General features: G+C 68.9%; 28 protein-coding genes, 1 tRNA gene and 1 pseudogene. 27 read left to right on the top strand and 3 right to left on the bottom strand.

What is annotated here, in order from left to right; all coding sequences use genetic code 11:
- Positions 1 to 9 precede the first annotated feature (9 nt).
- Genes DCD74_RS07950 through DCD74_RS07925 form a run of 6 tightly spaced genes read left to right on the top strand, consistent with a single transcriptional unit; the run spans position 10 to position 5,010 of the window.
- The gene (locus DCD74_RS07950; protein ID WP_407072232.1) at positions 10 to 585 is read left to right on the top strand and encodes a histidine phosphatase family protein; all 576 of its coding nucleotides are present in this window, start codon (positions 10 to 12) and stop codon (positions 583 to 585) included.
- Entirely contained in the window at positions 582 to 1,310 is a 729-nt protein-coding gene (locus DCD74_RS07945) for an adenosylcobinamide-GDP ribazoletransferase (protein WP_112926835.1), read from the top strand. Before DCD74_RS07950 ends, DCD74_RS07945 begins: the two co-directional genes overlap by 4 nt.
- 29 nt (positions 1,311 to 1,339) lie before the next feature.
- Positions 1,340 to 1,768 (top strand): hypothetical protein, encoded by a 429-nt coding sequence (locus DCD74_RS07940; RefSeq protein ID WP_162615947.1) that lies wholly within the window; start codon positions 1,340 to 1,342, stop codon positions 1,766 to 1,768.
- A 19-nt stretch (positions 1,769 to 1,787) separates the two neighbouring features.
- The gene (locus DCD74_RS07935; RefSeq protein WP_112926833.1) at positions 1,788 to 3,650 is read left to right on the top strand and encodes an ABC-F family ATP-binding cassette domain-containing protein; all 1,863 of its coding nucleotides are present in this window, start codon (positions 1,788 to 1,790) and stop codon (positions 3,648 to 3,650) included.
- Positions 3,651 to 3,668: 18 nt separating this feature from the next.
- Complete coding sequence (locus DCD74_RS07930) at positions 3,669 to 4,370, top strand: GNAT family N-acetyltransferase (protein ID WP_112926832.1); 702 nt, start codon at positions 3,669 to 3,671, stop codon at positions 4,368 to 4,370.
- Positions 4,371 to 4,410: 40 nt separating this feature from the next.
- Positions 4,411 to 5,010, top strand: a complete 600-nt coding sequence (locus DCD74_RS07925; RefSeq protein WP_112926831.1) for a hypothetical protein — start codon at positions 4,411 to 4,413, stop codon at positions 5,008 to 5,010.
- A 12-nt stretch (positions 5,011 to 5,022) separates the two neighbouring features.
- Here the strand turns inward: DCD74_RS07925 and DCD74_RS07920 are convergent, their stop codons facing one another.
- Positions 5,023 to 5,745: an SIMPL domain-containing protein gene (locus DCD74_RS07920; RefSeq protein ID WP_162615946.1), complete on the bottom strand. Its 723-nt coding sequence runs from the start codon at positions 5,743 to 5,745 to the stop codon at positions 5,023 to 5,025.
- 84 nt (positions 5,746 to 5,829) lie between these two features.
- Here DCD74_RS07920 and DCD74_RS07915 point away from each other — a divergent pair, with 84 nt between their 5' ends.
- The 21 genes from DCD74_RS07915 to DCD74_RS07815 all read left to right on the top strand — a co-directional run bounded on the left by DCD74_RS07915 (position 5,830) and on the right by DCD74_RS07815 (position 21,961).
- Complete coding sequence (locus DCD74_RS07915) at positions 5,830 to 6,021, top strand: oxidoreductase-like domain-containing protein (RefSeq protein WP_407072197.1); 192 nt, start codon at positions 5,830 to 5,832, stop codon at positions 6,019 to 6,021.
- 101 nt (positions 6,022 to 6,122) lie between these two features.
- Complete coding sequence (locus tag DCD74_RS07910) at positions 6,123 to 6,416, top strand: FmdB family zinc ribbon protein (RefSeq protein WP_112926829.1); 294 nt, start codon at positions 6,123 to 6,125, stop codon at positions 6,414 to 6,416.
- A gap of 72 nt (positions 6,417 to 6,488) precedes the next feature.
- Positions 6,489 to 8,267, top strand: coding sequence for an aspartate--tRNA ligase (gene aspS, locus DCD74_RS07905; protein ID WP_112926828.1), 1,779 nt, complete (start codon positions 6,489 to 6,491; stop codon positions 8,265 to 8,267).
- A complete protein-coding gene (locus DCD74_RS07900; RefSeq protein ID WP_162615945.1) occupies positions 8,264 to 8,632 on the top strand; it encodes a VOC family protein in 369 nt (122 codons plus the stop codon). The genes aspS and DCD74_RS07900 overlap by 4 nt, the downstream gene beginning before the upstream one ends.
- Positions 8,629 to 9,147, top strand: a complete 519-nt coding sequence (locus DCD74_RS07895) for a GNAT family N-acetyltransferase (RefSeq protein WP_112926826.1) — start codon at positions 8,629 to 8,631, stop codon at positions 9,145 to 9,147. The genes DCD74_RS07900 and DCD74_RS07895 overlap by 4 nt, the downstream gene beginning before the upstream one ends.
- Positions 9,148 to 9,185: 38 nt before the next feature.
- Positions 9,186 to 9,842 carry an esterase/lipase family protein gene (locus tag DCD74_RS07890; RefSeq protein WP_162615944.1) on the top strand — a complete coding sequence of 219 codons (657 nt, stop codon included), beginning with the start codon at positions 9,186 to 9,188 and terminating at the stop codon, positions 9,840 to 9,842.
- 33 nt (positions 9,843 to 9,875) lie between these two features.
- Positions 9,876 to 10,592 (top strand): YebC/PmpR family DNA-binding transcriptional regulator, encoded by a 717-nt coding sequence (locus tag DCD74_RS07885; protein ID WP_112926824.1) that lies wholly within the window; start codon positions 9,876 to 9,878, stop codon positions 10,590 to 10,592.
- A gap of 8 nt (positions 10,593 to 10,600) precedes the next feature.
- Positions 10,601 to 11,122, top strand: coding sequence for a crossover junction endodeoxyribonuclease RuvC (gene ruvC, locus DCD74_RS07880; RefSeq protein ID WP_112926823.1), 522 nt, complete (start codon positions 10,601 to 10,603; stop codon positions 11,120 to 11,122).
- Between the two features lie 178 nt (positions 11,123 to 11,300).
- Positions 11,301 to 11,888: a Holliday junction branch migration protein RuvA gene (gene ruvA / locus DCD74_RS07875; protein WP_112926822.1), complete on the top strand. Its 588-nt coding sequence runs from the start codon at positions 11,301 to 11,303 to the stop codon at positions 11,886 to 11,888.
- A gap of 79 nt (positions 11,889 to 11,967) precedes the next feature.
- Positions 11,968 to 13,890 carry a potassium transporter Kup gene (locus DCD74_RS07870; RefSeq protein WP_112926821.1) on the top strand — a complete coding sequence of 641 codons (1,923 nt, stop codon included), beginning with the start codon at positions 11,968 to 11,970 and terminating at the stop codon, positions 13,888 to 13,890.
- A gap of 51 nt (positions 13,891 to 13,941) precedes the next feature.
- Complete coding sequence (ruvB, locus tag DCD74_RS07865; protein WP_112926820.1) at positions 13,942 to 14,961, top strand: Holliday junction branch migration DNA helicase RuvB; 1,020 nt, start codon at positions 13,942 to 13,944, stop codon at positions 14,959 to 14,961.
- The gene (gene ybgC, locus DCD74_RS07860) at positions 14,958 to 15,374 is read left to right on the top strand and encodes a tol-pal system-associated acyl-CoA thioesterase (RefSeq protein WP_112926819.1); all 417 of its coding nucleotides are present in this window, start codon (positions 14,958 to 14,960) and stop codon (positions 15,372 to 15,374) included. The genes ruvB and ybgC overlap by 4 nt, the downstream gene beginning before the upstream one ends.
- Positions 15,375 to 15,385: 11 nt before the next feature.
- Positions 15,386 to 16,153: a protein TolQ gene (tolQ, locus tag DCD74_RS07855; protein WP_112926818.1), complete on the top strand. Its 768-nt coding sequence runs from the start codon at positions 15,386 to 15,388 to the stop codon at positions 16,151 to 16,153.
- Between the two features lie 9 nt (positions 16,154 to 16,162).
- A complete protein-coding gene (gene tolR, locus DCD74_RS07850) occupies positions 16,163 to 16,600 on the top strand; it encodes a protein TolR (protein WP_112926817.1) in 438 nt (145 codons plus the stop codon).
- Between the two features lie 46 nt (positions 16,601 to 16,646).
- Positions 16,647 to 17,651 carry a cell envelope integrity protein TolA gene (tolA, locus tag DCD74_RS07845; protein ID WP_112926816.1) on the top strand — a complete coding sequence of 335 codons (1,005 nt, stop codon included), beginning with the start codon at positions 16,647 to 16,649 and terminating at the stop codon, positions 17,649 to 17,651.
- A 103-nt stretch (positions 17,652 to 17,754) separates the two neighbouring features.
- Positions 17,755 to 19,047, top strand: coding sequence for a Tol-Pal system beta propeller repeat protein TolB (tolB, locus tag DCD74_RS07840; protein ID WP_112926815.1), 1,293 nt, complete (start codon positions 17,755 to 17,757; stop codon positions 19,045 to 19,047).
- Positions 19,048 to 19,088: 41 nt separating this feature from the next.
- On the top strand, positions 19,089 to 19,622 hold the full coding sequence (gene pal / locus DCD74_RS07835; protein WP_112926814.1) for a peptidoglycan-associated lipoprotein Pal: 534 nt from the start codon (positions 19,089 to 19,091) through the stop codon (positions 19,620 to 19,622).
- A 10-nt stretch (positions 19,623 to 19,632) separates the two neighbouring features.
- On the top strand, positions 19,633 to 20,436 hold the full coding sequence (gene ybgF, locus DCD74_RS07830; protein ID WP_112926813.1) for a tol-pal system protein YbgF: 804 nt from the start codon (positions 19,633 to 19,635) through the stop codon (positions 20,434 to 20,436).
- Positions 20,437 to 20,480: 44 nt separating this feature from the next.
- Positions 20,481 to 21,155 carry a 7-carboxy-7-deazaguanine synthase QueE gene (gene queE / locus DCD74_RS07825; protein ID WP_112926812.1) on the top strand — a complete coding sequence of 225 codons (675 nt, stop codon included), beginning with the start codon at positions 20,481 to 20,483 and terminating at the stop codon, positions 21,153 to 21,155.
- Positions 21,152 to 21,850 (top strand): 7-cyano-7-deazaguanine synthase QueC, encoded by a 699-nt coding sequence (gene queC / locus DCD74_RS07820; RefSeq protein WP_112926811.1) that lies wholly within the window; start codon positions 21,152 to 21,154, stop codon positions 21,848 to 21,850. The genes queE and queC overlap by 4 nt, the downstream gene beginning before the upstream one ends.
- 35 nt (positions 21,851 to 21,885) lie before the next feature.
- Positions 21,886 to 21,961, top strand: a tRNA-Lys gene (locus DCD74_RS07815).
- Positions 21,962 to 21,963: 2 nt separating this feature from the next.
- Here the strand turns inward: DCD74_RS07815 and DCD74_RS07810 are convergent.
- Positions 21,964 to 23,157: pseudogene (locus DCD74_RS07810) on the bottom strand (TIGR03862 family flavoprotein).
- Positions 23,158 to 23,219: 62 nt separating this feature from the next.
- Positions 23,220 to 24,581, bottom strand: a complete 1,362-nt coding sequence (gene mgtE / locus DCD74_RS07805) for a magnesium transporter (protein WP_112926810.1) — start codon at positions 24,579 to 24,581, stop codon at positions 23,220 to 23,222.
- Positions 24,582 to 24,797: the final 216 nt, after the last annotated feature.

Here is a 24,797-nt window from a genome sequence, read left to right as displayed (position 1 = left end):
ACGGTGATGATCGATGCCGGCTTCGACCTGCTGCGCCACGGCGACACCGGCCAGCGCAGCTATCGCGGACAGCTGGACGACGCGCTGAGCCCGCTCGGCTGGTCGCAGATGCGCGAAGCGGTGGCGGGGCGCGAATGGGACCGCATCGTCTCGTCATCGATGCGGCGCTGCGTCGCCTTCGCGCGCGAACTGGCCGATGCACGCGGCCTCCCGCTCACCACCGACTCGCGCCTGGCCGAATACCACTTCGGTGATTGGCAGGGCGTACCCATCGAACAGCTCGCCGAAGAACAGAGCGATGCGCTCGCCGCCTTCTGGCGCGACCCGGTGGCGCATCCGCCACCCGGTGGCGAGACCTTCCACGCCTTCGCCCTGCGCCTGTGCGCCGCGCTGGACGCACACGCGCCGGCAGCGGGCGAACGCGTCCTCGTCATCACCCATGGCGGCGCCATCCGCCTGCTGCGCTGCCTGGTGGAAATGCGCGATTACGGCGACATGGCCGGCATCGACGTGCCGCATGCCGGCCTGCATCGCCTGGCGTGGCAGGTCGCCACCGAACGCCGCCTGCCGGCCCGCGCGGCATGAACGCGCTGCTGCACGCGATCGGTTTCCTGACCCGCATCCCGGTGCCGACGCGCGTGTTCGCCGATGCCGCGGCGGCGAAGCGCTCGCTGCCGTTCTATCCGCTGGTGGGCCTGTTGATCGGTGCGCTGCTGTGCGGCCTGTCGTGGCTGTTGCGCGATGCGCCGCCGTTGCTCGCCGCCGCCGTGCTGCTGCTGGCCTGGGTCGGGCTGACCGGCGCGCTGCATCTGGATGGGCTGGCCGACAGTGCCGATGCCTGGGTCGGTGGCCTCGGCGACCGCGAACGCACGCTGGCGATCATGAAGGATCCGCGCAGCGGCCCGATGGCGGTGACCGCCGTGGTGCTGCTGCTGTTGCTGAAATTCGCCGCGCTGGCCAGCCTGCCGCGCGATGCCTGGCCCCTGCTGCTCGCCGCGCCGCTCATCGGGCGCGCATGGCCGGTGCTGGCCTTCATCACCACGCCCTATGCGCGCGGGCAGGGCATGGGCAGCGCGCTCACGGGCGCGTCGCGTGCAGGGAACATGGTGGCGTTGCTGCTTGCGCTGGCGGTGGTCGTCGCCTGCGGCATCGCTGCATGGGTGGGCTTGGCGATGTCGCTGCTCGTTTTCATCGGCTGGCGGCAGGCCTGCATGAAGCGGCTCGGCGGCTTTACCGGCGATACGCTGGGCGCACTGGTCGAGATGGGCGAAGCCGCCGTGCTGCTCGCGCTCCTCTTCGTCATCCACTGAATCGTCATCCCCATCGAGCAGGAACCGCCATGGCCCGTTACCGTCCCCGCACTCCTTTGCGCTGGCCGCTCGATTACGGCTGGGGCAGCCACCGCTGGCGCTGGAACGACCATCACGACGTGCTGCTGGAAGCGCAACCGTGGACCACCCGGCCCGATGAAGTGAGGAATGCCGTCCACGCCTGGCTCGCCAGCAAGACCGCCGATACGCGTCTTGTCGATGGCGTGCCGCGTGCCATCGTCTACGAAGGCGGCATCTGGATGTATGCCGAGGACCGCCGCGGCGGCCAGCCGGCGCTGTCGGTCTACCTGCACTCGCACGGGCAGGACGCCTTCGACGCCATCCACTGGTACGCCAACGAGCTGGTGGACGCGCTGCTGGCGGTCGATCCGGCGGTCAAGGTGAAGTGGATCAAGCACCCGCACCATCGCCATGTCCACCGGGGAAGCGCGGACTGAGCCCGCTTACAATAGGGCGATGATTTCCTTCCGCAATTTCGCCCTGCGGCGCGGCGAACGCCTGCTGCTGTCCGATGTCGACCTGGCGCTGCACGCCGGCTACCGCGTCGGCGTGGTCGGCCGCAACGGCGCCGGCAAATCCTCCCTGTTCGCGGCCCTGCTGGGCGAGGTCGAGCCCGACCGTGGCGACCTGGACCTGCCGGGCAAGGCGCGCATCGCCAGCGTGGCGCAGGAAACCCCGCACCTGCCGGACCCGGCGCTGGACTTCGTGCTCTCGGGCGATGGCGATCTGCATGCCGCCGTGCGCGCCGAACGCGACGCGATGGCCGCCGAAGACTGGGAAGCCGTCGCCGAAGCGCACCACCGGCTGGCCGAGGTGAACGGCTACGACGCCGAAGCACGCGCCGGCAAACTGCTGCACGGCCTCGGCTTCAGCGCCGACACCCACGAACGCGCCGTCGCCGATTTCTCCGGCGGCTGGCGGGTGCGCCTGAACGTGGCGCGCGCGCTGATGACGCCCAGCGACCTGCTGCTGCTCGACGAACCCACCAACCACCTCGACCTCGATGCCGTGGTCTGGCTGGAAGACTGGCTGCGCCGCTACGACGGCACGCTGCTGGTGATCTCGCACGACCGCGAGTTCCTCGACAACGTCACCACCCACATCCTGCACCTGCACGACGGCAAGGCGAAGCTCTACGTCGGCAACTACACCGCCTTCGAGCGCCAGCGCGCCGAGCACCTGCGCCAGCAGCAGATCGCCTTCGAAAAGGAACAGGTCGAGCGCGCCCACCTGCAGAGCTTCATCGACCGCTTCAAGGCCAAGGCGAGCAAGGCGCGGCAGGCGCAGAGCCGCATGAAGCGCCTGGAAAAACTGGCCGGCACCGAGGCGGTGCGGGTGGAGCGCGGCGTGTCGATCACCCTGCCGGAGCCGGTGCGGCTGCCGAATTCGCTGCTGTCCTTGCGGCATGTCGATGCCGGCTACGGACCCGACGCGCGCATCCTCGACAACGTCGGCTTCGCGCTGGAGGCGGGCGACCGCATCGGCCTGCTCGGCGTCAACGGTGCCGGCAAGTCCACGCTGGTGAAGACGCTGGTGGGCGAACTGCCGCCGATGGCCGGCGAGCGCGTCGCGCATCCGGACCTGGGCATCGGCTACTTCGCGCAGCACACGGTGGAGTCGCTGGTGGCGGGTACCTCGCCCATCGACCACCTCAAGGAACTCGCGCCGAACACCGCGACGCAGGAATTCCGCGATTTCCTCGGTGGCTGGCAGTTCCCCGGCGACCGCGCGTTCGAGAGCATCGACAACTTCTCCGGCGGCGAGAAGGCGCGTCTCGCGCTGGCGCTGCTGGCCTGGAACAAGCCCAACCTGCTGCTGCTCGACGAGCCCACCAACCACCTCGACCTGGAAATGCGCGAAGCGCTGGCCGAGGCATTGAGTGATTTCGAAGGCGCGATCGTCATGGTCTCGCACGACCGCCATCTCATCGGCCTGGTCAGCGACGAATACTGGCGCGTCCACGATGGCGTGGTCGAACCCTTCGACGGCGATCTGGACGACTACGCCGCGTGGCTGCGCTCGCGCCCCGCGCCCGGCGAGGACAAGACGCCGGCAGCGAAACCCACCGCCGCGCCTGCACCTGTCGCGCCGCCGCCCGCGCCGGCGAAGAAAGCCGCCAAGGTCAACCCGCACAAGCTGGGGCAGGCCGAGGCCCGCGTCGCCCGGCTGGAGGAAAAACTGGCCGAATGCGAGGCGCAGATGGCCGACCCGGTGGTCTATTCCGATGCCGGCAAGGTCGCCGATCTCGGCCGCACGCAGATGCAGCTGCGTGCCGAGCTGGAGCAGGCCGAAGCCGAGTTGCTCGCGCTGTACGGCTGACGCGCGCAGGCTTGCGGCATGGTCACCGCGCATCCGCTCGACAATCCGTTCTGGACCGCGCTCACCGACCTGCATGGCGAACTCGCGCTGTGGGCCGGCGAGGTGCGGCGTTATCCCGCCGACATCGCGCCCTTCCTCGGCATCCCGCATGGAGAGGTCGATGCGGAATCCGCGTTGGACGCGCTGCTGCCGGCCGGCGACACCGCGTTGATGCTGGGCGTGGCGCCGTCGCGGCTGTCCGCGCGCTGGCAGCTTGAGCCGCTGGAGATGCTGGCGCAGATGCAAAGCGATGCGCCGATGCCGGTCATCGACGGCCCCGACATCGTGCCGCTGGTCGATGCCGCGCAGCAGGCCGACGTGCTCGCGCTCACCGCGTTGGTCTATCCGCATTACTTCCGCCCGCGCACGATGGCGCTCGGTCGCTACTTCGGCATCTATCTGCAGGATGGCGAAGGCGATCCGCGGCTCGCGGCGATGATCGGCGAACGTCTTGGCGCGCACGGTTCCCGCGAGTTGAGCGCGATCTGCACGCATCCCGATTTCAGCGGGCGCGGCCTGGCGCGGCGGCTCACCGCCTGGCTCAACAACCGCCTGCTCGATGAAGATCGGCAGCCCTTCCTGCACGTGAGTCCGCGCAACACACGGGCCCAGTCGCTGTACGAGGCGATGGGCTTCAGCACCCGTCGTGAACTCCCGTTCTGGGCGCTGCGCCGCGCCTGAGCGGTTTGCCAGCGCGGCATCGCGCGGCTAGGTTGGGAGCATGAAGACACTGCTCACTCCCGTCGCCGTGCTCGCGCTGGCCGCCTGCGCCACGCCACCCGCCACCAAGCCCGTCGCACCCGCCGATGCCTTCCTCGCCGCCATCGCCACGCATTGCGGGAAAGCCTACGAAGGCCGCATCGTCGCCAACGAACCGAAGTCCGCCACGCCCGATCCCTTCGAAGGCCAGCGGCTGGTGATGCATGTGCGCGGCTGCGAATCGCCGGCTTCGCGCATCGAAATTCCTTTCCATGTCGGCGACGACCGCTCGCGCACCTGGATCCTGACCCGCACCGCGGGCGGCCTGCGCCTCAAGCACGACCATCGCCACGAAGACGGCACGCCCGATGCCATGACGATGTACGGCGGTGACAGCGCCTCCGCCGGCAGCGCCGCACGCCAGGCCTTTCCGGTGGATGCCGATTCCATCGCCATTTTCAGGCGCGGCGGCCTGAACGCCTCGGTCGAGAACACCTGGGCGATGGTGGTCCACCCCAAGGCGTTCGTGTACGAACTGTCGCGCCCGAACGGCCGGCTGTTCCGGGTCGAATTCGACCTCACCCGGCCGGTGGCGCCACCACCGACCCCGTGGGGCTGGTGAGCGCGCGGCGCGTCAGTCCTTCAGGAAGTACTCGACCGTCGTCACCACGCGTACGCGCTTGACCTGCGGGCTGCCGGCGTCGCGGTTGTCGATCGACACCACGCCCTGGTTGGCGGTGCGGATGCCGCTGATGCGCGCGCCGGAATCCTTGGCGAACTGTTCCGCCGACTTGCGCGCGTTGGCGGTCGCCTCGGCGATCAGCGCCGGCTTGATCGCGTTGAGCTGGGTGTAGTCGAAATCCGGTCCGCCAGAGGCGCCTTCGCCGCCGCTGCCGCCCAGCATCACGCCCTTGGCCAGCAGGTCGCCGGTGCGGCGCAGCGCGGCCATCGCCTTGGCCACCTTGCCGGTGCGCAGGGTCACCGTGGTCGAGTAGCGGTAGCGCTCGGGCGGGCGGTTCTCGCCGTAGGCATAGGCCCAGCGGTCTTCCAGGCTGGCCGGCGCGACGACGATCTCGTCATCGGTGAAGCCCGCGCTGGTGAAGAACGCGCGGATCGTCTGGGTGTTGGCTTCAAGCCCGCGCTGCACATCGGCCAGGTCGTTGCCGCTAGTGAAATGGGCCAGTGGCCACACCACCAGGTCCGCATCGACATCCTTTTCCGCCGAACCCTTGACGGTCACGTAGCGGTCGCCGGTGCGCAGCTGCTGCATGCCGCGCCCGGCCAGCCAGCCGGCGCCGATGAAACCCACGGCGAGCAGGGCGGCGGCGAGGATCTGCAGGGAAGGGCGTGCGGTCATGGGCTTGGCTCGACAGGGGATGAGGCGATGGTAGGCCGCGGGCGATGGCATGGAGATGAACGCCCGGCGCGGCATGGATAATCCATGGCCATGACGACGCCGACATCGCCCATCAATCCCGATCCACGCCCGCAGCCACCGGAAGCGCCCTTGCCCTCCGACTGCTGCGACAGCGGCTGCGATCCCTGCATCAACGACCTCTACAGCGATGCGCTGGCCCGCTACCGCAAGGCCTTGGCCGAATGGCGGGCGCGGCACCCCGAGGGCGGGGACTGAGCACACGGGCCCGCGGCTGCATCGCCGCATCCACGCGCCGGGCTTGATGGCACGCACGGTCATCCCCACACTTCCCGCAGATATCCCGAAAACGCTTCGCCATGCCCATCTACGCCTTCGCCTGCGACGCCTGCGGCCACCACTTCGACAAGCTGCAGAAGCTCTCCGATGCCGACCCGACCATCTGCCCGCACTGCGGTGCCGAAGGTGGCGTGCGTCGCCAGCTGACCGCGCCCAGCTTCCGGCTGGCCGGGGGCGGCTGGTACGAGACCGACTTCAAGAAGGATGGCGACAAGAAGCGCAATCTGGCCGGCGAAGGCGGGGAGGGCGCCAAGCCCGCCGCCGCCAGCGAATCCAAGCCGGCCAGCCCCGCGCCGGCCGCCAAGGGCGACTGAGCGCCGCGGGCGGCTAAAATGGCCGGCTCGCGCGGGTGCCAAGGCCCGTGCATCACGTGTTCCGGAGCTCCCATGCGTACCCATTTCTGCGGCCTGATCGACGAATCGCTGATCGGCCAGACCGTCACCCTCTGCGGCTGGGCCGATGTCGCCCGCAACATGGGCGGCCTGGTATTCATCGACCTGCGTGACCACGAGGGCATCGTCCAGGTCGTGGCCGAGCCGTCGGACGCCGCCGGCAATGCCGAGGTATTGGCGGTGGCCGCGCAGGTCGGCTACGAGGACTGCCTGCGCATCACCGGCACCGTGCGCGCCCGCCACAGCATCAATGACAAGATCCGCACCGGCCGCGTCGAAGTGCTGGCCGAGAGGATCGAGCTGCTCAACAAGGCCGAGCCGCTGCCGTTCCATCACCACGAAAAACCGGGCGAGGACATCCGCCTGCAGTACCGCTACCTGGACCTGCGCAGCCCAGACATGCAGCGCAAGATGCGCACCCGCACCAAACTGGTCAGCGCGCTGCGCGCATGGCTGGATGCACGCGGTTTCCAGGACATCGAAACGCCGATCCTGACCAAGGCCACGCCGGAAGGCGCGCGTGACTTCCTGGTGCCGGCGCGCATGCACGAAGGCGAGTTCTACGCGCTGCCGCAGAGCCCGCAGCTGTTCAAGCAGATCCTGATGATGGCGGGCTTCGACCGCTACTACCAGATCGCGCGCTGCTTCCGCGACGAGGCCCTGCGCGCCGACCGCCAGCTGGAATTCACCCAGCTCGACATGGAGTTCGCCTGGGTCGAGGAACGCGACGTGCAGGACACCGTCGAGGCGATGATCCGCGACGTGTTCCGCGAAGTGGTTGGCGTCGAGCTGGCCGCGCAGTTCCCGCGCATGACCTATGCCGAGGCGATGCGCCGCTACGGTTCCGACAAGCCGGACCTGCGCATCGCACTGGAATTCGCCGATGTCGCGGAGCTGGTCAAGGACAGCGAGTTCAAGGTGTTCGCCGATGTCGCCGCCAGCGCGGACGGCCGCGTCATCGCGCTGCGTGCGCCGGGTGGCGTGGCGCTCTCGCGCAAGCAGATCGACGAGCTCGGCGCGCACGTCGCCAAGTACGGCGCCAAGGGTCTGGCGTGGATGAAGGTGGAAGACGCGGCGAAGGGCCGCGACGGCATCAACTCGCCGATCGCCAAGTTCCTTTCCGACGACGCGCTGGCCGGCATCCTCGAAGCCACCGGCGCGCAAGATGGCGATGCGATCTTCTTCGGCGCCGCGTCGTACAAGGTCGCCAGCGATTTCATGGGCGCGCTGCGCCTGAAGCTCGGCAAGGACCTGGGTCTGGTCGAAGACGGCTGGAAGCCGCTCTGGATCACCGATTTCCCGATGTTTGAATGGGACGAGGACGCACAGCGCCACGTCGCCCTGCATCACCCCTTCACCGCGCCGGCGGTGGACAGCATCGACGACCTGCGCGCCAACGCCGGCACCGCGGTCAGCCGTGGCTACGACATGGTGCTCAACGGCAACGAGATCGGCGGCGGCTCCATCCGCATCCATCGCCCGCAGATGCAGAGCGCAGTGTTCGACCTGCTCGGCATCGGCGAGGACGAGCAGCGCGCCAAGTTCGGCTTCCTGCTCGACGCGCTCAAGTACGGCGCACCGCCGCACGGCGGCATCGCCTTCGGCATCGACCGCATCGCCGCGCTGATGGCCGGCACCGAATCGATCCGCGACGTCATCGCCTTCCCCAAGACCACCGGTGCGCAATGCCTGATGACTGGCGCACCGTCGCCGATCCCGGACGCGCAGCTGGCGGAAGTGCATGTCCGCGTGCGCGAGAAGGCGCCGAAGTGAACCCCAACCCGCCCGTCCGCTGCACCGCGATGGCGCATGTGGCGGACGTGGGGCGTTCGATCGCGTTCTACGAGCAGTTGGGTTTCGAAGCGGTGCAGACCTACGCGCCGGAAGGCCGGCTGTGCTGGGCCTTCCTGCAATCCGGTTTCGCGGGCCTGATGGTCACGCTGGCCGACGCGCCCATCGCGCGCGATGCGCAGGGCGTGCTGTTCTACATCTACTTCCCCGACATCGCCGCCAAGCATGCCGAGCTCTCCGAGAAGGGCATGGAAGTGGGGCCGATGTCGCATCCTCCCTATTGCCCGGACGGCGAGTTCCGCCTACTCGATCCCGACGGCTACTGCCTGATGCTGACCCACGCATGAGCCTGTCGATCCGCCGCGCCAGCGCCGCCGATGCCGAAGCGCTGTCGGCGATTTCCCGCGACACTTTCGTCGAGACCTTCGGCCACCTCTACACGCCGGATGACCTGGCTTGGCACCTCGACTTCGCCTACGCGCCGGAGAAATACCGCGACGCGCTCGACGAGCAGGGCGCCGCCGCCTGGGTGCTTGAAGACACGGCCGGCGCGCTGCAGGGCTTCGCCTTCGCCGGGCCCTGCGGCCTGCCGCACGACGAAGTGCAGGCCGGTGATCTGGAACTGAAACGCCTGTACCTGCGCCGCTCGGTGCAGAACGGCGGCTGGGGCGCGCGCTTGTTCGCCGAAGCCGAAGGCTGGATGCGCCGCAACGGCCCGCACGCGCTGTGGATCGGTGTGTGGAGCGAGAACTTCGGTGCGCAGCGCTTCTACGCGCGGCACGGTTACGAGAAGGCTGGCGAATACCTCTACCCGGTCGGCGAGGCGCGCGACCTTGAGTTCATCCTGCGCAAACCCATCTGATGCATGAGGCGGCGCGTGCGCGTCGCAGGCAGGCATCCATGGCTCCGCACAAACCGCGCGTCCTTCTTCTCCACGGCCTGTGGATGCACGCCCCGGCGATGCGCTGGTTCGCCACGCGCCTCGGCAGCCACGGCTTCGGGGTCCGCGCGCTCGGCTACTACAGCGTGCTGGAAGACACCGACCGCGCCGTGTCGCGCGTCGCCGATGCCCTGCACGACGCACCCGGCAGCCATGTCGTCGCGCACAGCCTGGGGGGGCTGATGGCGCTGGAGGCTGCACGCCGGCTCACGACTCAGGACATCGGGCGCGTGGTCTGCCTCGGCTCGCCGCTGGCCGGCAGCCGCGCCGCTGGTGGCGTGGCCGAGCGCATTCCCGCCGGGCGCCGGATGCTCGGCCAGCACCTGCCGCTGCTGCTGGCGGGCGCGGGCACGCTGCCGGCAGGCCTTGAGGTGGGGATGATCGCCGGCTGCAAACCGCGCGGGCTGGGTGGCGTGGTCGCGCGTTTCGACTGCGAGCACGACGGCACCGTAGCCTTGTCCGAGACCCGCATCGATGGCCTCGCCGACCATATCGTGCTGCCGGCCAGCCACAGCGGGCTGATCTTTTCCGATGCGGCGGTGGCGCAGTCGGTGGCCTTCCTGCAGGCCGGGCGTTTCCGCCATGGGGATGACGGTCGGGGCGCTGGCATCGCGTAAAATCCGCGTTTTCGCCAACACGACGGTTTCCCCATGGGACGTGGCCCTTCCATCGAAGCCCGCAAGAACGCGGTCGATGCCCAGCGCGGCAGGATTTTCACCAAGATCATCCGCGAGATTTCGGTCGCCGCGCGCACCGGCGGCGGTGATCCCGCCGGCAATCCGCGCCTGCGCAGCGCCATCGACAAGGGCCTCTCGGTCAACATGTCGAAGGACGTCATCGAACGCGCCATCAAGAAGGCGACCGGTGAGCTTGAAGGCGTGGAGTACGAGGAAATCCGCTACGAAGGCTACGCGCCGGGCGGCGTCGCGGTGATCGTCGACTGCCTGACCGACAACCGCGTGCGCACGGTGGCCGAGGTCCGCCACGCGTTCGGCAAGCACGGCGGCAACATGGGCGCGGAAGGCTCGGTCGCCTTCATGTTCAGGAAGCTCGGGGTGCTGAGTTATGGCGAAGGCGCCAACGAGGACGCCATCACCGAGGCCGCCATCGAAGCGGGTGCGGATGATGTCGCGGTCTACGACGACGGCGCCATCGACGTGCTCACCTCGCCGGACGCCTACGCGGAAGTGAAGACGGCGATGGAAGCCGCGGGCCTGGCCCCGGACCTGGCCGAAGTCACCTACCGCGCCGACAACGACATCGCGGTGGAAGGCGAGACCGCCGAGCAGGTGCGCAAGATGCTCGACCGGCTCGAAGAGCTCGACGACGTGCAGGCGGTCTACAGCAACGCCGAGCTGCCGGCCTGAGCCGCGCCGTGACCCGCATCCTCGGCATCGATCCCGGCTCCCAGCGCACCGGCGCGGGCTTGATCGATGTCGCGGCGGACGGGCGCCTGACCCATGTCCACCACACGCCGCTGGTGCTGGTGGATGCGGCGGATTTCCCGCGCCGGCTGCGCCTGCTGATCGACGGGCTGTGGACGCTGATCGACGAGTTCAAGCCGGACGAAGTGGCCATCGAGGAAGTCTTCCTGGCCCGCAACGCGATGAGCGCGTTGAAGCTGGGGCAGGCGCGTGGCGCGGCGATCGCGGCCTGCGTGGCGCGTGATCTGCCGGTGGCCGAGTACGCGGCCAAGGAAGTGAAGCTGGCGCTGGTCGGCAAGGGCAGCGCCGACAAGACCCAGTTGCAGCACATGGTTGGCGCGATGCTCAACCTGAAGACCAAGCTGCAACCCGATGCCGCCGACGCGCTGGCCGTCGCCATCACCCATGCGCATGTGCGTGCCAGCGCGGCGCGGCTGGGCGTGGGTGTGCGCGAAGCGTGGGGCAGGCGGTGAGCGTATTGGCGCGTGCGTCGGCACTGCGGTCGCCCCTTGGGCCATGGCCGGCACCGCTCAGGCTGCGCATCCGGCTTCGATTCGCGGATGCGCGCCATCGATGGCGCGCTTGCCAGCCATGGCCCAATGGACGACCTTCATGCGATCTGGGGCATGAAGGCTCACGGGAAACACGCGCATGATCGGAAGACTCAAAGGCACCCTCATCCACAAGCAGCCGCCGTGGCTGGTGGTGGATGTGCACGGCGTCGGCTACGAGCTGGAGGCGCCGATGAGCACCTTCTACGACCTGCCGGAGGTGGGCCGCGAGGTCTCGCTGTTCACCCATTACGCGCAGAAGGAAGACAGCGTCTCGCTGTACGGCTTCCTGACCGAGTCCGAGCGCCGGCTGTTCCGCGACGTGCAGAAGGTCAGCGGCATCGGCGCGAAGATCGCGCTGGCGGTGTTGTCGGGCGTCTCGGTCAACGACTTCGCGCGGCTGGTGCAGACCAGCGACGTCACCGCGCTGACCCGCATCCCCGGCATCGGCAAGAAGACCGCCGAGCGCATGGTGGTGGAGCTGCGCGACCGCGCCGCGGACCTCGCAGGCGGGCCGGCATCGCCGATGCCGGGGCAGGCCTTCGACCCGCTGTCGGAGGCCGTGATCGCCCTGCAGCAGCTGGGCTACAAGCCGGCCGAGGCCGAACGCATGGCGAAGAAGGCCGCCGCCGAGGGCGACACCGCCGAGGCCATCATCCGCAAGGCGCTGCAGCAGGCCCTGCGCTGACGCGTGGCGTGAAGGCCCCGGCATCGCGGCCCGGCCCGGCAAGGACTACCATGCGCACCTGTTTCGAGACGGTAAGGCGATGAACGCTCATCCGGCCCCTGCGGCGGGCGCTGCAGGCCACGCATCCGGGCACCATCCGAAGGGCGGACTGGCCAGCCTGGTCGTCGGTGCCATCGGCGTGGTGTTCGGCGACATCGGCACCAGTCCGCTGTACACCATCAAGGAGGCCTTCATCCCGCACTACGGGCTGACCCCCGACCACGACACCGTGCTCGGCGTGCTTTCGCTGGCGTTCTGGGCGCTGATGATCGTGGTGACGCTGAAGTACGTCACCATCATCATGCGCGCCGACAACGAGGGCGAGGGCGGCATCATGGCCCTGATGGCGCTGGCCCAGCGCACCTTGGCGAAGGGTTCTCGCTCGGCCTACGTGGTCGGCATCCTCGGCATCTTCGGCGCCTCGCTGTTCTTCGGCGATGGCGTGATCACCCCGGCGATCACCACGCTGTCGGCGGTCGAGGGCCTGGAGATCGCCACGCCGCACCTCCATCACTACATCATCCCGATCACCGTGGTGATCCTTGTCGCGGTGTTCGTCGCCCAGCGTTTCGGCACGGCCAAGGTGGGCAAGGTCTTCGGGCCGGTGATGGTGCTGTGGTTCAGTTCGATCGCGGTGATCGGCGTCGTCAACATCGTCCACGCGCCGGAAGTGATCAAGGCGCTCAACCCGATCTGGGCGATGCGCTTCTTCGAGACCCACGAGTGGCAGGGCATCTTCATCCTCGGCGCGGTGGTGCTGGCGGTGACCGGCGGCGAGGCGCTGTATGCCGACATGGGCCATTTCGGTGCGCGGCCAATCCGCCACGCCTGGTACTTCTTCGTGCTGCCCTGCCTGGTGCTCAACTACCTGGGGCAGGGTGCGCTGGTGCTGGAACGCCCCGACGCGGTCAAGAACCCGTTCTTCGAAGCGGTGCCGGAGCCGCTGCTGATCCCGATGGTGGTGCTGGCGACGATGGCCGCGGTCATCGCCTCGCAGGCGGTGATCACCGGCGCGTTCTCGGTGGCGCGGCAGGCGATGCAGCTGGGCTACATCCCGCGCATGCAGATCAAGCACACCTCCAGCGACACCATCGGCCAGATCTACATCCCCGGCATCAACTGGTTCCTGATGGTGGCGGTGATCGCGCTGGTGCTGACCTTCCGTTCCTCCACCGCGCTGGCCACGGCCTACGGCGTGTCGGTGTCCGGCACCATGCTCATCGACACCCTGCTGCTGGCGCTGGTCGCCAACAAGCTGTGGCCGAAGCACCGCCTGTGGGTGCTGCCGCTGTGCGTGGTGTTCTTCGTGGTGGACATGGGCTTCCTGGTCGCCAACGCGGTCAAATTCTTCGACGGCGCCTGGTTCCCGCTGCTGCTGGGCCTGATCATCTTCACCCTGCTGCGCACCTGGCGCCGTGGCCGCGAACTGCTGCACCAGGAAGTGCGCAAGGAAGGCATCCAGCTTGACGTCTTCCTGCCCGGCCTGATGCTCTCGCCGCCGGTGCGGGTGCCGGGCACGGCGGTGTTCATGACCGCCGACAAGGGCGTGGTGCCGCACGCGCTGCTGCACAACCTCAAGCACAACAAGGTGCTGCACGAGTGCAACGTCTTCCTGACCGTGGAAACGCTGACGGTGCCCTACGCGCCGCCGGACCAGCGCTTGAAGGTGTCGAAGATCGGCGACGATTTCTGGCGTGTGCTGGTGCGCTTCGGTTTCATGGAGACGCCGGACGTGCCGCAGGCGCTGATGCGCTCCTGCGACGAATGCGAGCTGACCTTCGACCCGATGGACACGACGTATTTCGCCAGCCGCGAGACCATCATCGCCAGTGCCAACCGCGGCATGCCGATCTGGCGCGACAAGCTGTTCGCGGTCATGCACCGCAACGCGGCACCGGCGACCGGCTTCTTCCGCATCCCCGGCAACCGGCTGGTGGAACTGGGCGCGACGATCCAGATCTAAAGGCTTGCGGCGTCGCAGTCGCTGCGATGCCGGCTCGGCCATAATGGCGGCATGAGCGAAGAACGCATCATCGCCGCCGACGCGACCCGCGAGGACGACGCGGCCGAGGCCAGCATCCGCCCGAAGCGCCTGGCCGATTATCTGGGCCAGCAGCCGGTCAAGGAGCAGATGCAGATCTATATCGACGCGGCCAAGGGGCGCGGAGAATCGCTGGACCATGTGCTGATTTTCGGGCCGCCGGGCCTGGGCAAGACCACGCTGTCGCACGTCATCGCCAACGAACTGGGCGTGAGCGTGCGCGTCACCAGCGGGCCGGTGATCGAACGCGCCGGCGACCTGGCCGCGCTGCTCACCAACCTGCAGCCGCACGACGTGCTGTTCATCGACGAGATCCACCGCCTCTCGCCCGTGGTCGAGGAAGTGCTGTACCCGGCGATGGAGGATTTCCAGATCGACATCATGATCGGCGAGGGCCCGGCCGCGCGTTCGATCAAGCTCGACCTGCCGCCGTTCACCCTGGTCGGCGCGACGACGCGCGCGGGCCTGCTCACCGCGCCGCTGCGCGACCGCTTCGGCATCGTGCAGCGGCTGGAGTTCTACAGCGTCGATGAACTCGCGCGCATCGTCACCCGCTCGGCGCAGATCCTCGGCATCGCCTGCATGGCCGAAGGCGCGGCGGAAATCGCCCGGCGCGCGCGTGGCACCCCGCGCATCGCCAACCGCCTGCTGCGCCGCGTGCGTGACTACGCGCAGGTGCGGGCCGGCGGCACCATCGATGGCGAAGTCGCGGCCGCCGCGATGCAGATGCTGAAGGTGGACCCGGAAGGCTTCGACGACCTCGACCGCCGCCTGCTGCATCTCATCATCGAGAACTTCGATGGCGGCCCGGTCGGCGTGGAATCACTCGCGGCGGCGCTCAGCGAAGAGCGCGGCACGCTGGAGGACGTCATCGAGCCCTACCTGATCCAGCAGGGTTTCCTGGTCCGCAGCGCGCGCGGGCGCATGGCCACGCACAAGGCCTACCGCCACCTCGGGTTCCGGCCCAAGGGCGAGGGCGGGGGGCTGCTTTGAGCGAGGCGGCGCCGTTCCAGTGGCCGGTGCGCGTCTACTGGGAAGACACCGATGCCGGCGGCGTGGTCTATCACGCGCAGTACCTGGCCTTCATGGAGCGCGCCCGCAGCGAGTGGATGCGCGCGATCGGCTTCGGGCAGGACCGCCTTCGCGAGGACGCCAATCTCTGCTTCGTGGTGCGCGCGATGTCGATCGACTTCCGCGCCCCGGCCAGGCTCGATGATCTGCTGACAGTCAGCGTGCGTCTTGCACAATGCCGCGGTGCCAGCCTGGTCATCGACCAGGAGATCCGGCGCGGCGACGCCCTGCTGGTCGGCGCGTCGGTGCGGGTCGCGGCGGTCTCGGCCGATGCCTTCCGCCCGCGCCCGATCCCCGATGCGCTGCTGGCGCAGTTGACCCCCGAACCCCATTGAAGGACACCCGGATGCAGCCGATGCCCGCCGCCCTGCAAGTCACGACACAGGCCCTCGACCCGGTGCCGGTCGATGCCGCCGCGCCTGCGGTGGCGCAGGCCGCGCCGCACGCGCAGGGCATCGACATGCTGCAGCTGGTGCTGCACGCCTCGCTGCCGGTGCAGATCGTGATGGTGCTGCTGTTGCTGGCGTCGATCGCGTCCTGGGTCATCATCATCCGCAAGAAGAAGGTGCTCGACCGCGCGCTGCGCGAGGCCGATGCGTTCGAGGACCGGTTCTGGTCCGGGGCGGAGCTGGCCAAGCTTTACGACTCGGCCAGCCGCCATCAGGACGGCGGCATGGAAGCGATCTTCGAAGCCGGTTTCCGCGAATTCCACAAGTCGCGCCAGCGCGGCAGCAACGACGGCCGCCTGCAGCTGGAAGCCGCGCAGCGGGCGATGCGCGCCACCGCCTCGCGCGAGATCGACGGCCTGGAGCAGAACCTGGAGTTCCTCGCCAACGTCGGTTCGATCAGCCCCTATGTCGGCCTGTTCGGCACGGTGTGGGGCATCATGATTTCGTTCCAGGGCCTGGCCAACGTCAAGGAAGCGACCATCGCCACCGTCGCGCCCGGCATCTCCGAGGCGCTGATCGCCACCGCCATGGGCCTGTTCGCGGCCATCCCGGCGGTCTGGGCCTACAACCGCTACGCCACCAAGGTGGAGCGGGTGAGCGTGAAGTACGACGCGTTCTCCGAGGAGTTCTCCTCCATCCTGCAGCGCCAGACGCAGATCGACTGAGCCGCGACCATGAGCATCCGCCGCCACAAGAAGCGCAAGCTCAAGGCCGAGATCAACGTCGTGCCCTACATCGACGTGATGCTGGTGCTGCTGATCATCTTCATGGTCACCGCGCCGCTGCTGAACTTGGGCGTCGACATCGACCTGCCGCAGTCCACCGCCAAGTCGATCCAGGACAGGAAGGATCCGGTGGTGGTCAGCGTGGATCGCGGCGGCCGCCTCTTCCTCACCCTGCAGGGCGATGCCAACCGCGAGGTCTCGCAGCAGGAAATGGTGGCGAAGGTGAAGGCGTTCGTGAGCCAGCGGCCGGATGTGCCGGTGTACGTGGCCGGCGATGCCAACGCGCCCTACCAGACCGTCTACGACGTGCTGAGCACGCTGCAGACCGAGGCCGGCGTCACCCGCGCCGGGTTGATGAGCACGCCGGTCGAGCGCGCCGCGAAATGACCGTGACGCGCGCCTGCCACCGGCGCGCCGCGACAGGCGCGCAGCGATGAGGGAAACCCGCGCCGACAACGTGCAGTCGCTGGGCCTCGCCGTGCTGCTGCACCTGCTGCTGTTCGCGCTGGTGTTCATCGGCCTGCGCTGGACCCGCGAAAACGCCGAGCCCGCCGGCGGCGGACCGGCCGTGGAGGCGGAGATGGTCGATGCCGGCGACCTGTCATCGAAAATGAAAAACGCACTGGCCGAACGCATCGCGTCCGCCGATGCGCCGGAACCGGTGGCCGAGCCCGCGCCGGCCGAACCGCTGCCGCAGGCGCTGGAGGAAACGCCGCCGCCTCCGCAGCCGCTGCCCGAACCCGAACCGCAGGAAGCGCTGACCAAGCCGCAGCCGACGCCGCCCGCACCCGTCGCCAAGCCCGACACCCGCGACCAGGACGAAGCCCGCCGCGACGCGATCAACCGCGAGACCCGCGAGCGCGAGCAGGAAGCGCTGCGCCGGGAACGCCAGATCGAGCTGCAGAAAGAACAGCAGCTGAAAGCCGCCGAGGAAAAGAAGCGGCTCGCCGCCCAGCAGCAGGCCGAAGCCGACGCGAAGGCCAAGGCCGCCGCCAAGGCGCAGGTGGACGCCAAAACGAAAGCCGAGGCCGACGCCAAGGCCAAGCGCGCCGCCTCGCTGGCGGCCCAGCGCGCCCAGCAGCTGGCCGATGCCAAGGCAAGGGCCGGGGCCGCCGCCGCCTCCAACCCCGGGCCGGCGAGCGGCGCGGGGCAGGGCAAGGACACCCGCGGTGAATGGCTGGATCTGGTTTCCGCCGAAATCGAGAAAAAGTGGCGGCGCCCTGATGAAATCCCTCGCGGCCAACGCTGCCGCATCCGGATCAAGCTGCTGCCGGGTGGCGAAGTGCTCTCCGCTGAGGTGCAGTCCGACTGCCCCTACAGCGAGCAGAACCAACGCACGGTGGAGGCGGCGGTGAAGAAGGCCAGCCCGCTGCCACTCAAGGGCAACGAAGACCTGCGGATTCGCGACTTCGTGGTCAATTTCTACCCGTCACGTTGAATTTCCGGCCCGCGCTCCATGATCGGGGCTTCCTGAACCCGTGTTCAGCCCTGTCATCCCGGCGCGTTAATCTTTGGGCACCGGAACTGTCCCCCCGATTTCCATGGCCACCAGCTTCCTGAACCGCATCCTGTTTGCCGCGTTTTTCCTGCTGTTTGCCGGCTTCGCGCAGGCCCAGCAGGCCGAGGTCGATCTCGTCGGTGGCCGCGACGCCGCCACCCCCATCGCCGTGGTGCCCTTCGGTGGCGCGCAGGGCGCCGAGATCGCCGGCATCATCCGCGCCGACCTGGCGCGTTCCGGCCAGTTCCGCCCGTTGCCGGAAGGCGACATGGCCGAGCGCCCGACCGCGGCCGGCGAGGTGAATTACCCGTTCTGGCGCACCCTCGGCCAGGACTGGCTGCTGGTCGGCCGGGTCACCGGCGACCTGACCGTGCAGTACGAACTGTTCGATGTCGCGGGCCAGCAGCGCGTCATCGGGCTGGTGAAGAGCGGCCCGGGCAGCGCGCTCCGCGACATCGCCCACCAGATCGCCGACGAGGTCTACGAGAAGGTGACCGGCGTGCGCGGCGCGTTCTGGACCCGCGTCGCCTATGTCAGCGTGAACGGGCTGGGCAAGAAGGCGCAGTTCTCGATCATGGTGGCCGATGCCGATGGCCATGGCGCCCGCAGCGTGGCCAGCGCCAATGCGCCGCTGATGTCGCCAACCTGGAGCCCGGATGGCCGCAAGCTCGCCTACGTCAGCTTCGAGAGCGGCAACTCGGCGATCTACGTGCAGGACCTGGGCAGCGGCCAGCGCGAACGCGTGGCCGGGTTTGCCGGCATCAACAGCGCGCCGTCGTTCTCGCCCGACGGCAGCCGGCTGGCGATGACCCTGTCGAAGAGCGGCAACCCCGAAATCTATGTCATGGACCTGGGCAGCAAGTCACTGACGCAGGTGACCCAGCAGTCCGGCATCGACACCGCGGCGGTCTGGAGCGCGGATGGCCGCAGCCTCTACTTCACCTCCGACCGCGGCGGCCGCCCGCAGATCTACCGCGCCTCGGCCGGTGGCGGCGGCGCGACCCGCGTGAGCTTCGAAGGTGGCTACAACGCCGATGCCAGCGTCTCCGGCGACGGCAAGAAGATCGCGGTGGTGCAGGGTGGCGGCAACAGCTACCGCATCGCGCTGATGGATTCGAGCCTGGGCGGCGCGCGCTGGAGCCTGGTGTCGCCGGGTTCGCTCGACGAATCGCCCAGCCTGGCGCCGAACGCCGGCATGATCGTCTACGCCGGGCGCGATGGCGGCCGCGGCGCGCTGTACGTGGTGTCCGCCGATGGCCGCGTCCGCGAGCGCCTGCCGGCCAGCGGCGGCGATCTGCGCGACCCGGCGTGGTCGCCGTACCGCCAGGCGCGCTGAGCCCCGGCCTTGTTCCCCCTTCGCTGAAAAAGGAGACACCGATGCATCCGATTCCCCGCCTCGTCATCGCCGCGATGCTCTGCACGAGCGTCATCGCCTGCTCCAAGAAGGTGAAAGAAACCCCGCCGCCGCCGGCCACCGACACCGGCACGGGCACCACCACCGGCACCGGCGACACCGCGCCCTACACGCCCAAGCCCGGCGCCTACACCGCCGCCGACCTGGAGCGCGACGCCTGCCTGCGCACGCGCGCCTTCTACTTCGACCTGGACCGCGACAACGTCAAGCCGGAGTTCCAGAACGCCATCCTCTGCCACGCCAAGTACCTGCGTGACCGCCCGATGGCCCGCCTGACGCTGGAAGGCAATACCGACGAACGCGGCAGCCAGGAATACAACCTGGGCCTGGGCGAGCGCCGTGCCAATTCGGTGGCGCAGGCGCTGCAGGCGCAGGGCGCGTCCAGCGGCCAGATCACCGTGGTCAGCTACGGCGAGGAACGCCCGGAGTGCCGCGAGTCGAGCGAAGGGTGCTGGTCGAAGAACCGTCGCGCCGACCTCAACTACACCGTGCCCTGAGGAACCGGCGATGAAAGCGCATTCCCTGCTGTGGATGCCGGTACTGGCGCTGGCGATGCTGGCGCCTGCCGATGCCTCGGCCCAGCGCCGGCAGGGCATCGCCGACCGCGTGGCCGCGCTCGAACAGCAGGCGAATGCGCCTTCGCCCACGCTTGAGCTGCTCAAGCAGATCGAGGACATGCGCGCGGAGATCGCCACCCTGCGTTCGCAGGTGGAAGAGCTGCAGCACCAGAACGAGGAAGCCGCGCGTTCGGCCCGCACCCAGTATCTGGATGTCGATACCCGACTGCAGCGGCTGGAGGCGGCCAACCAGCCGCCGCCGGTGGTGCTGGATCCGGCCGGCGCAGCGGTCGATGCCGTGCCCGCCGATGCCACCACGCCGGCCAGGCCGGCGCCCGCCGGTGCCGGCGAAAAGTCCACCTACGATGCGGCGCTCAACGCGCTCAAGGCCGGCGAGTACGTGGATTCGGCGCGCCAGTTCGCCGACTTCCTCACCAAGTACCCGAGCGGCCCGTACGCGCCGAACGCGCTGTACTGGCTGGGCGAGAGCTATTACGTCACCGAGAACTACCCGCTCGCCATCGAGCAGTTCCAGGCGCTGGTGAAGCGTTACCCGACGCACGACAAGACGCCGGGCGGCCTGCTCAAGCTCGGGCTGTCGCAGCTCGGCATGAAGCAGGAAGCGGAAGGCCGCAAGACGCTGGAAGCGGTGGTCGCGCAATACCCGGGCAGCGATGCCGCCCGCACCGCGCAGCAACGCCTGAAACCGGCCACGCCCAAGCCGGCCGCCGCCAAGCCCGCCGCGAAGAAATAGGCGGGCACGCCGGGCCTGCGGGCCGCTGGCGGTAAAATCCCCGCATGGATATTGAAGAAGCCGCCTCCGCCACCCGCGCGGAGCGCCTGCGCATCACCGAAATCTTCTGTTCGCTGCAGGGCGAGGCCCGCGCGGCCGGCTGGCCGACCGTGTTCGTGCGCCTGACCGGCTGCCCGCTGCGCTGCGGCTACTGCGACACCGCCTACGCCTTCCACGGCGGCGAGTGGCGCGACATCGAGGCCATCGTCGATGAAGTCAAAAGCCACGGCGTGCGCCACGTCTGTGTGACCGGCGGCGAGCCGCTGGCGCAGAAGCGCTGCATCGCCCTGTTGAAGCATTTGTGCGATGCCGGCTTCGAGGTGTCGCTGGAAACCTCCGGCGCACTCGACATCGGGGAAGTCGATCCGCGCGTCAGCCGCGTGGTGGACATCAAGACGCCGGGCTCCGGCGAGGCCGCGCGCAACCACTGGGACAACCTGCCGCTGCTGACGCGGCACGACCAGCTGAAGTTCGTCATCTGCTCGCGCGACGACTACGAGTGGGCGAAGGGCGTGCTGCAGTCGCAACAGCTCGACGCGCGCTGCGAGGTGCTGTTCTCGCCCAGCTACACGCAGGTGGCGCCGCGTGACCTGGCCGAGTGGATCATCGCCGACCGGCTGCCGGTGCGCTTCCAGACCCAGCTGCACAAGCAGCTGTGGGGCGAGGAGCAGGGCCGATGAACGCGCCGCTGAAACGCGCGGTGGTGCTGGTTTCGGGTGGCATGGATTCGGCGGTGGTCGCCGCCATCGCGCGTGCCGAAGGTTTCGAGGTGTACGCGCTGAGCGTCGCCTACGGCCAGCGCCATCTGTCCGAGCTCGCCGCCGCACAGCGCGTCGCCGCGATGACCGGCGCCGCGCAGCACAAGACGGTGGACGTGGACCTGCGCGCGATCGGCGGCTCGGCGCTGACCGACGACATTGATGTCCCCACCGACGACGACGGCCACGAACTCGGGGGCGACACCATCCCCTCCACCTATGTGCCGGCGCGCAACACCATCATGCTGTCGGTCGCGCTGGGCTGGGCCGAGGTGCTGGGCGCGAAGGAGATCTTCTGCGGCGTCAACGCGGTCGATTACTCCGGCTACCCGGATTGCCGCCCGGCCTTCATCGAGGCCTTCGACCGGCTCGCCAACCTGGCCACCAAGGCCGGCGTGGAAGAAGGTGGCCTGCGCGTGCGTGCGCCGCTGATGCGGATGAGCAAGGCCGACATCGTGCGCGAAGGCGTGCGCCTGGGCGTGGATTTCTCGCAGACGGTGAGCTGCTACCAGGCCGACGACGACGGCCGCGCCTGCGGCCATTGCGATGCATGCCGGCTGCGCGCGCAGGGTTTTGCCGAAGCCGGCATCGCCGACAACACCCGGTACATCGGTTAGAATCCCGGTCCCGGCGCAAGGCCGGATGCCTCTCCGGGTCGTTAGCTCAGTTGGTAGAGCAGGAGACTTTTAATCTCTTGGTCGATGGTTCGAGTCCATCACGACCCACCAGTTCACCGGGATTCCAGCCCTTCTTCGCGCAGCCACGCGACGGCACCACGCCCGGCGCGCAGCCCGCTGGCGAAGCAGGCCTGCAGCAGATAGCCGCCGGTGGGCGCTTCCCAGTCCAGCATCTCGCCGGCGCAGAAGATGCCGGGTTTTGACTTCAGCATCAGCCGTTCGTCTAGCGCTTCGAGCCGCACGCCACCGGCGCTGCTGATCGTTTCGGCGATCGGTCGTGCGCGCAGCAGCTTGAGCGGCAGCCGCTTGATGGTGGCGACGAGGCGGTCGATGTCGCTGCCGGCCTCGCGCCTCAGCACTTCGAACACCAGCGCGGCCTTCGCCGCGTCCAGCCCGGTCTGGCGGCGGAGGTGTTCGCCGATGCTGCGCTTGCCGCGTGGCCGCGGGCGAGCGCGTCATGCAGTTGCGATGCGCCCCGGCGCGAGATCGAGCCAGAGCATCGCCTCGCCGTCGCGGGTGATCGCATCGCGCAGGTCGGCGGAAATCGCGTAGATCACGCTGCCTTCGATGCCGGTCCCGGTCAGCACGCATTCGCCCTGCAGCGCGTGTTCGCCGCCCTCGGCATCCTGCCAATGCGCGATCACCGGCTTGAGCGGCGCGCCGGCGAAGCGTTCGGCCAGATGCGCACTCCAGCCGATATCGAAGCCGCAGTTGGCCGGCTGCAACGGCGCGATGTCGATGCCGGCATCAACCATCGGCGTCGCCCATGCGCCATCGCTGCCGAGCTGCGGCCAGCTGCCGCCGCCCATCGCCAGGATCGTCGCGTGGGCGCTGAAACGCGCTTCGCCCGTCGTCGTCGCGAAACGCAACGCGCCGGTTTCATCCCAACCCAGCCAACGGTGCTGGACGTGGAAGCGCACGCCGGCTTCACGCAGGCGGCGCACCCAGCCGCGCAGCAGCGGGGCGGCCTTGCGGTCGTGCGGGAACACACGGCCGGAACTTCCGACATAGGTGTCGATGCCCAATCCCTGCGCCCATGCGCGCAACGTATCGGCATCAAAATCATCGAGCCATGCGCCAATGTCGCCGGCACGTTCGCGGTAGCGCGCATCGAAGCCGGGACGCGCTTCGGAATGGGTGAGGTTGAGCCCGCCCTTGCCGGCGATCAGGAATTTGCGCCCGACCGAACCCATCGCATCGAACACATCGACTTCGATGCCGGACGCGCGTGCGGTCTCCGCCGCCATCAGCCCGGCGGGGCCGCCGCCGATGATCGCGATGCCGGGCAGGGGCGTGGCGGCCACGGCGTTCACCGCAGCAGGATGAGCGTGGCGAGGCCGAGGAAGGTGAGGAAGCCGAGCGTGTCGGTGATGGTGGTGAGGATGACGCCGCCGGCCAGCGCGGGGTCGAAGCCGAAGCGCTTCAGCGTGACCGGCACGAACACGCCACCGAGCGCGGCGAAGGTGAAGTTGGCGGTGAGCGCCACCGCGATGACCGCGGCCAGGCCCGGGTTGTGGAACCAGATGAGCACCACCAGCCCGAGCAGCACGCCGAGGATCAGGCCGTTGATCACCGCCACGCGCACTTCCTTCCAGACCAGCGTCGGCACGTTGCTCGACGCGATCTGCCCGAGCGCGATGCCGCGCACCATCAGCGTCAGCACCTGGGTGCCGGCGTTGCCGCCCATGCCGGCGATGATCGGCATCAGCACGGCGAGCGCTGTGAGCTTCTCGATCGACGCTTCGAAGCGGTCCACCACCGAGGCAGCCAGGAACGCGGTGAGCAGGTTCACGCCCAGCCAGACCAGGCGGCGGCGGAAGGCGCGGCTGACCGGCGAGAACAGATCCTCGTCCTCGTCCAGACCGGCGGCCGACAGCGCCTGGTGCTCGGCCTGGTCGCGGATGATGTCGACCACGTCATCGATGGTGATACGGCCGAGCAGCACGTTGCCGTCGTCCACGACAGGCGCGGAGACCCAGTCGTTGTCGGAGAAGCGGCGGGCGACTTCCTCGCTGGAATCCTCGACGTGGATGGATTCCAGTTCGTCGTCGATCAGCTGGTTCACCGGCGTGCCGGATTCGTGCGTCACCAGGTCCTGCAGCGCGACCCAGCCCATCAGCTGGTGGCGCTTGTTGACCACGTACAGGTGGTCGGTGTTGTCGGGCAGCTCGCCGCGCAGGCGCAGGTAGCGCAGCACCACGTCGACGGTGGTGTCGGCGCGCACCGTCACCACTTCGGGGTTCATCAGGCGGCCGGCGGTGTCCTCGTCGTAGGACAGCACCTGCTCCAGGCGCTCGCGGTTCTCGCGGTCCATCGACTTCAGCACTTCGTCGATCACCGCGTCCGGCAGGTCTTCGACCAGGTCGGCGAGATCGTCGATGTCGAGGTCCTCGACGGCGGCGACCAGCTCGTCCTCGTCCATCTCGGCGATCAGGCTTTCGCGCACCTCGTCGCCGACGTGCACCAGCACCTCGCCGTCATCCTCCGGATCCACCAGGCCCCAGACCACGCTGCGCTTGGCCGGTGGCAGCGATTCCAGCAGGTTGCCGATCTCCGCCGCCGACAGCGTGTTGACCATGCGCCGCACCGGGCCCAGCCGGCCGCTGTCGAGCGCATCCGACAGCAGGCGCAGCTGGCGCACGGTTTTGTCGTGGCGGATGGCTTCGGCCATGGCACGGTTCCGGCAGAGGCGGCCGTGCGATGCGCGGCTGCAGGGCGAGGTCGCGCCTGCAGGCACGACGGGATCAGGCGTTCATGATGCCCGCATTATCGCCCGCGGGTCGCGCGCATTGGAACCCCGACCCCGCCGTAGCGCAGATCACACCCCGCAGCCTGTCGCGATGGATGCGCCCGCCGCCATCGCATCCCCATCGAAACGCGCGCGATG

This window comes from Lysobacter oculi (assembly GCF_003293695.1).
In the GTDB taxonomy this organism is placed as follows: domain Bacteria; phylum Pseudomonadota; class Gammaproteobacteria; order Xanthomonadales; family Xanthomonadaceae; genus Solilutibacter; species Solilutibacter oculi.
Note: the sequence above shows the minus strand (reverse complement) of the source record. Positions and strands in the feature narration are given on the sequence as shown.

Excerpts from the sequence above, each read along its gene's own strand:
- DCD74_RS07885 (WP_112926824.1), top strand. The coding sequence starts at position 9,876 with ATGGGACGTGGCCCTTCCATCGAAGCCCGCAAGAACGCGGTCGATGCC.
- tolR (WP_112926817.1), top strand. The coding sequence starts at position 16,163 with ATGAGCATCCGCCGCCACAAGAAGCGCAAGCTCAAGGCCGAGATCAAC.
- ruvB (WP_112926820.1), top strand. The coding sequence starts at position 13,942 with ATGAGCGAAGAACGCATCATCGCCGCCGACGCGACCCGCGAGGACGAC.
- DCD74_RS07935 (WP_112926833.1), top strand. The coding sequence starts at position 1,788 with ATGATTTCCTTCCGCAATTTCGCCCTGCGGCGCGGCGAACGCCTGCTG.
- DCD74_RS07925 (WP_112926831.1), top strand. The coding sequence starts at position 4,411 with ATGAAGACACTGCTCACTCCCGTCGCCGTGCTCGCGCTGGCCGCCTGC.
- DCD74_RS07945 (WP_112926835.1), top strand. The coding sequence starts at position 582 with ATGAACGCGCTGCTGCACGCGATCGGTTTCCTGACCCGCATCCCGGTG.
- DCD74_RS07915 (WP_407072197.1), top strand. The coding sequence starts at position 5,830 with ATGGCCATGACGACGCCGACATCGCCCATCAATCCCGATCCACGCCCG.
- DCD74_RS07930 (WP_112926832.1), top strand. The coding sequence starts at position 3,669 with ATGGTCACCGCGCATCCGCTCGACAATCCGTTCTGGACCGCGCTCACC.
- pal (WP_112926814.1), top strand. The coding sequence starts at position 19,089 with ATGCATCCGATTCCCCGCCTCGTCATCGCCGCGATGCTCTGCACGAGC.
- DCD74_RS07870 (WP_112926821.1), top strand. The coding sequence starts at position 11,968 with ATGAACGCTCATCCGGCCCCTGCGGCGGGCGCTGCAGGCCACGCATCC.
- queC (WP_112926811.1), top strand. The coding sequence starts at position 21,152 with ATGAACGCGCCGCTGAAACGCGCGGTGGTGCTGGTTTCGGGTGGCATG.
- tolB (WP_112926815.1), top strand. The coding sequence starts at position 17,755 with ATGGCCACCAGCTTCCTGAACCGCATCCTGTTTGCCGCGTTTTTCCTG.
- DCD74_RS07910 (WP_112926829.1), top strand. The coding sequence starts at position 6,123 with ATGCCCATCTACGCCTTCGCCTGCGACGCCTGCGGCCACCACTTCGAC.
- queE (WP_112926812.1), top strand. The coding sequence starts at position 20,481 with ATGGATATTGAAGAAGCCGCCTCCGCCACCCGCGCGGAGCGCCTGCGC.
- DCD74_RS07920 (WP_162615946.1), bottom strand. The coding sequence starts at position 5,745 with ATGACCGCACGCCCTTCCCTGCAGATCCTCGCCGCCGCCCTGCTCGCC.
- aspS (WP_112926828.1), top strand. The coding sequence starts at position 6,489 with ATGCGTACCCATTTCTGCGGCCTGATCGACGAATCGCTGATCGGCCAG.
- ruvA (WP_112926822.1), top strand. The coding sequence starts at position 11,301 with ATGATCGGAAGACTCAAAGGCACCCTCATCCACAAGCAGCCGCCGTGG.
- tolQ (WP_112926818.1), top strand. The coding sequence starts at position 15,386 with ATGCAGCCGATGCCCGCCGCCCTGCAAGTCACGACACAGGCCCTCGAC.
- mgtE (WP_112926810.1), bottom strand. The coding sequence starts at position 24,581 with ATGGCCGAAGCCATCCGCCACGACAAAACCGTGCGCCAGCTGCGCCTG.
- DCD74_RS07895 (WP_112926826.1), top strand. The coding sequence starts at position 8,629 with ATGAGCCTGTCGATCCGCCGCGCCAGCGCCGCCGATGCCGAAGCGCTG.
- tolA (WP_112926816.1), top strand. The coding sequence starts at position 16,647 with ATGAGGGAAACCCGCGCCGACAACGTGCAGTCGCTGGGCCTCGCCGTG.
- ybgF (WP_112926813.1), top strand. The coding sequence starts at position 19,633 with ATGAAAGCGCATTCCCTGCTGTGGATGCCGGTACTGGCGCTGGCGATG.
- DCD74_RS07890 (WP_162615944.1), top strand. The coding sequence starts at position 9,186 with ATGGCTCCGCACAAACCGCGCGTCCTTCTTCTCCACGGCCTGTGGATG.
- DCD74_RS07940 (WP_162615947.1), top strand. The coding sequence starts at position 1,340 with ATGGCCCGTTACCGTCCCCGCACTCCTTTGCGCTGGCCGCTCGATTAC.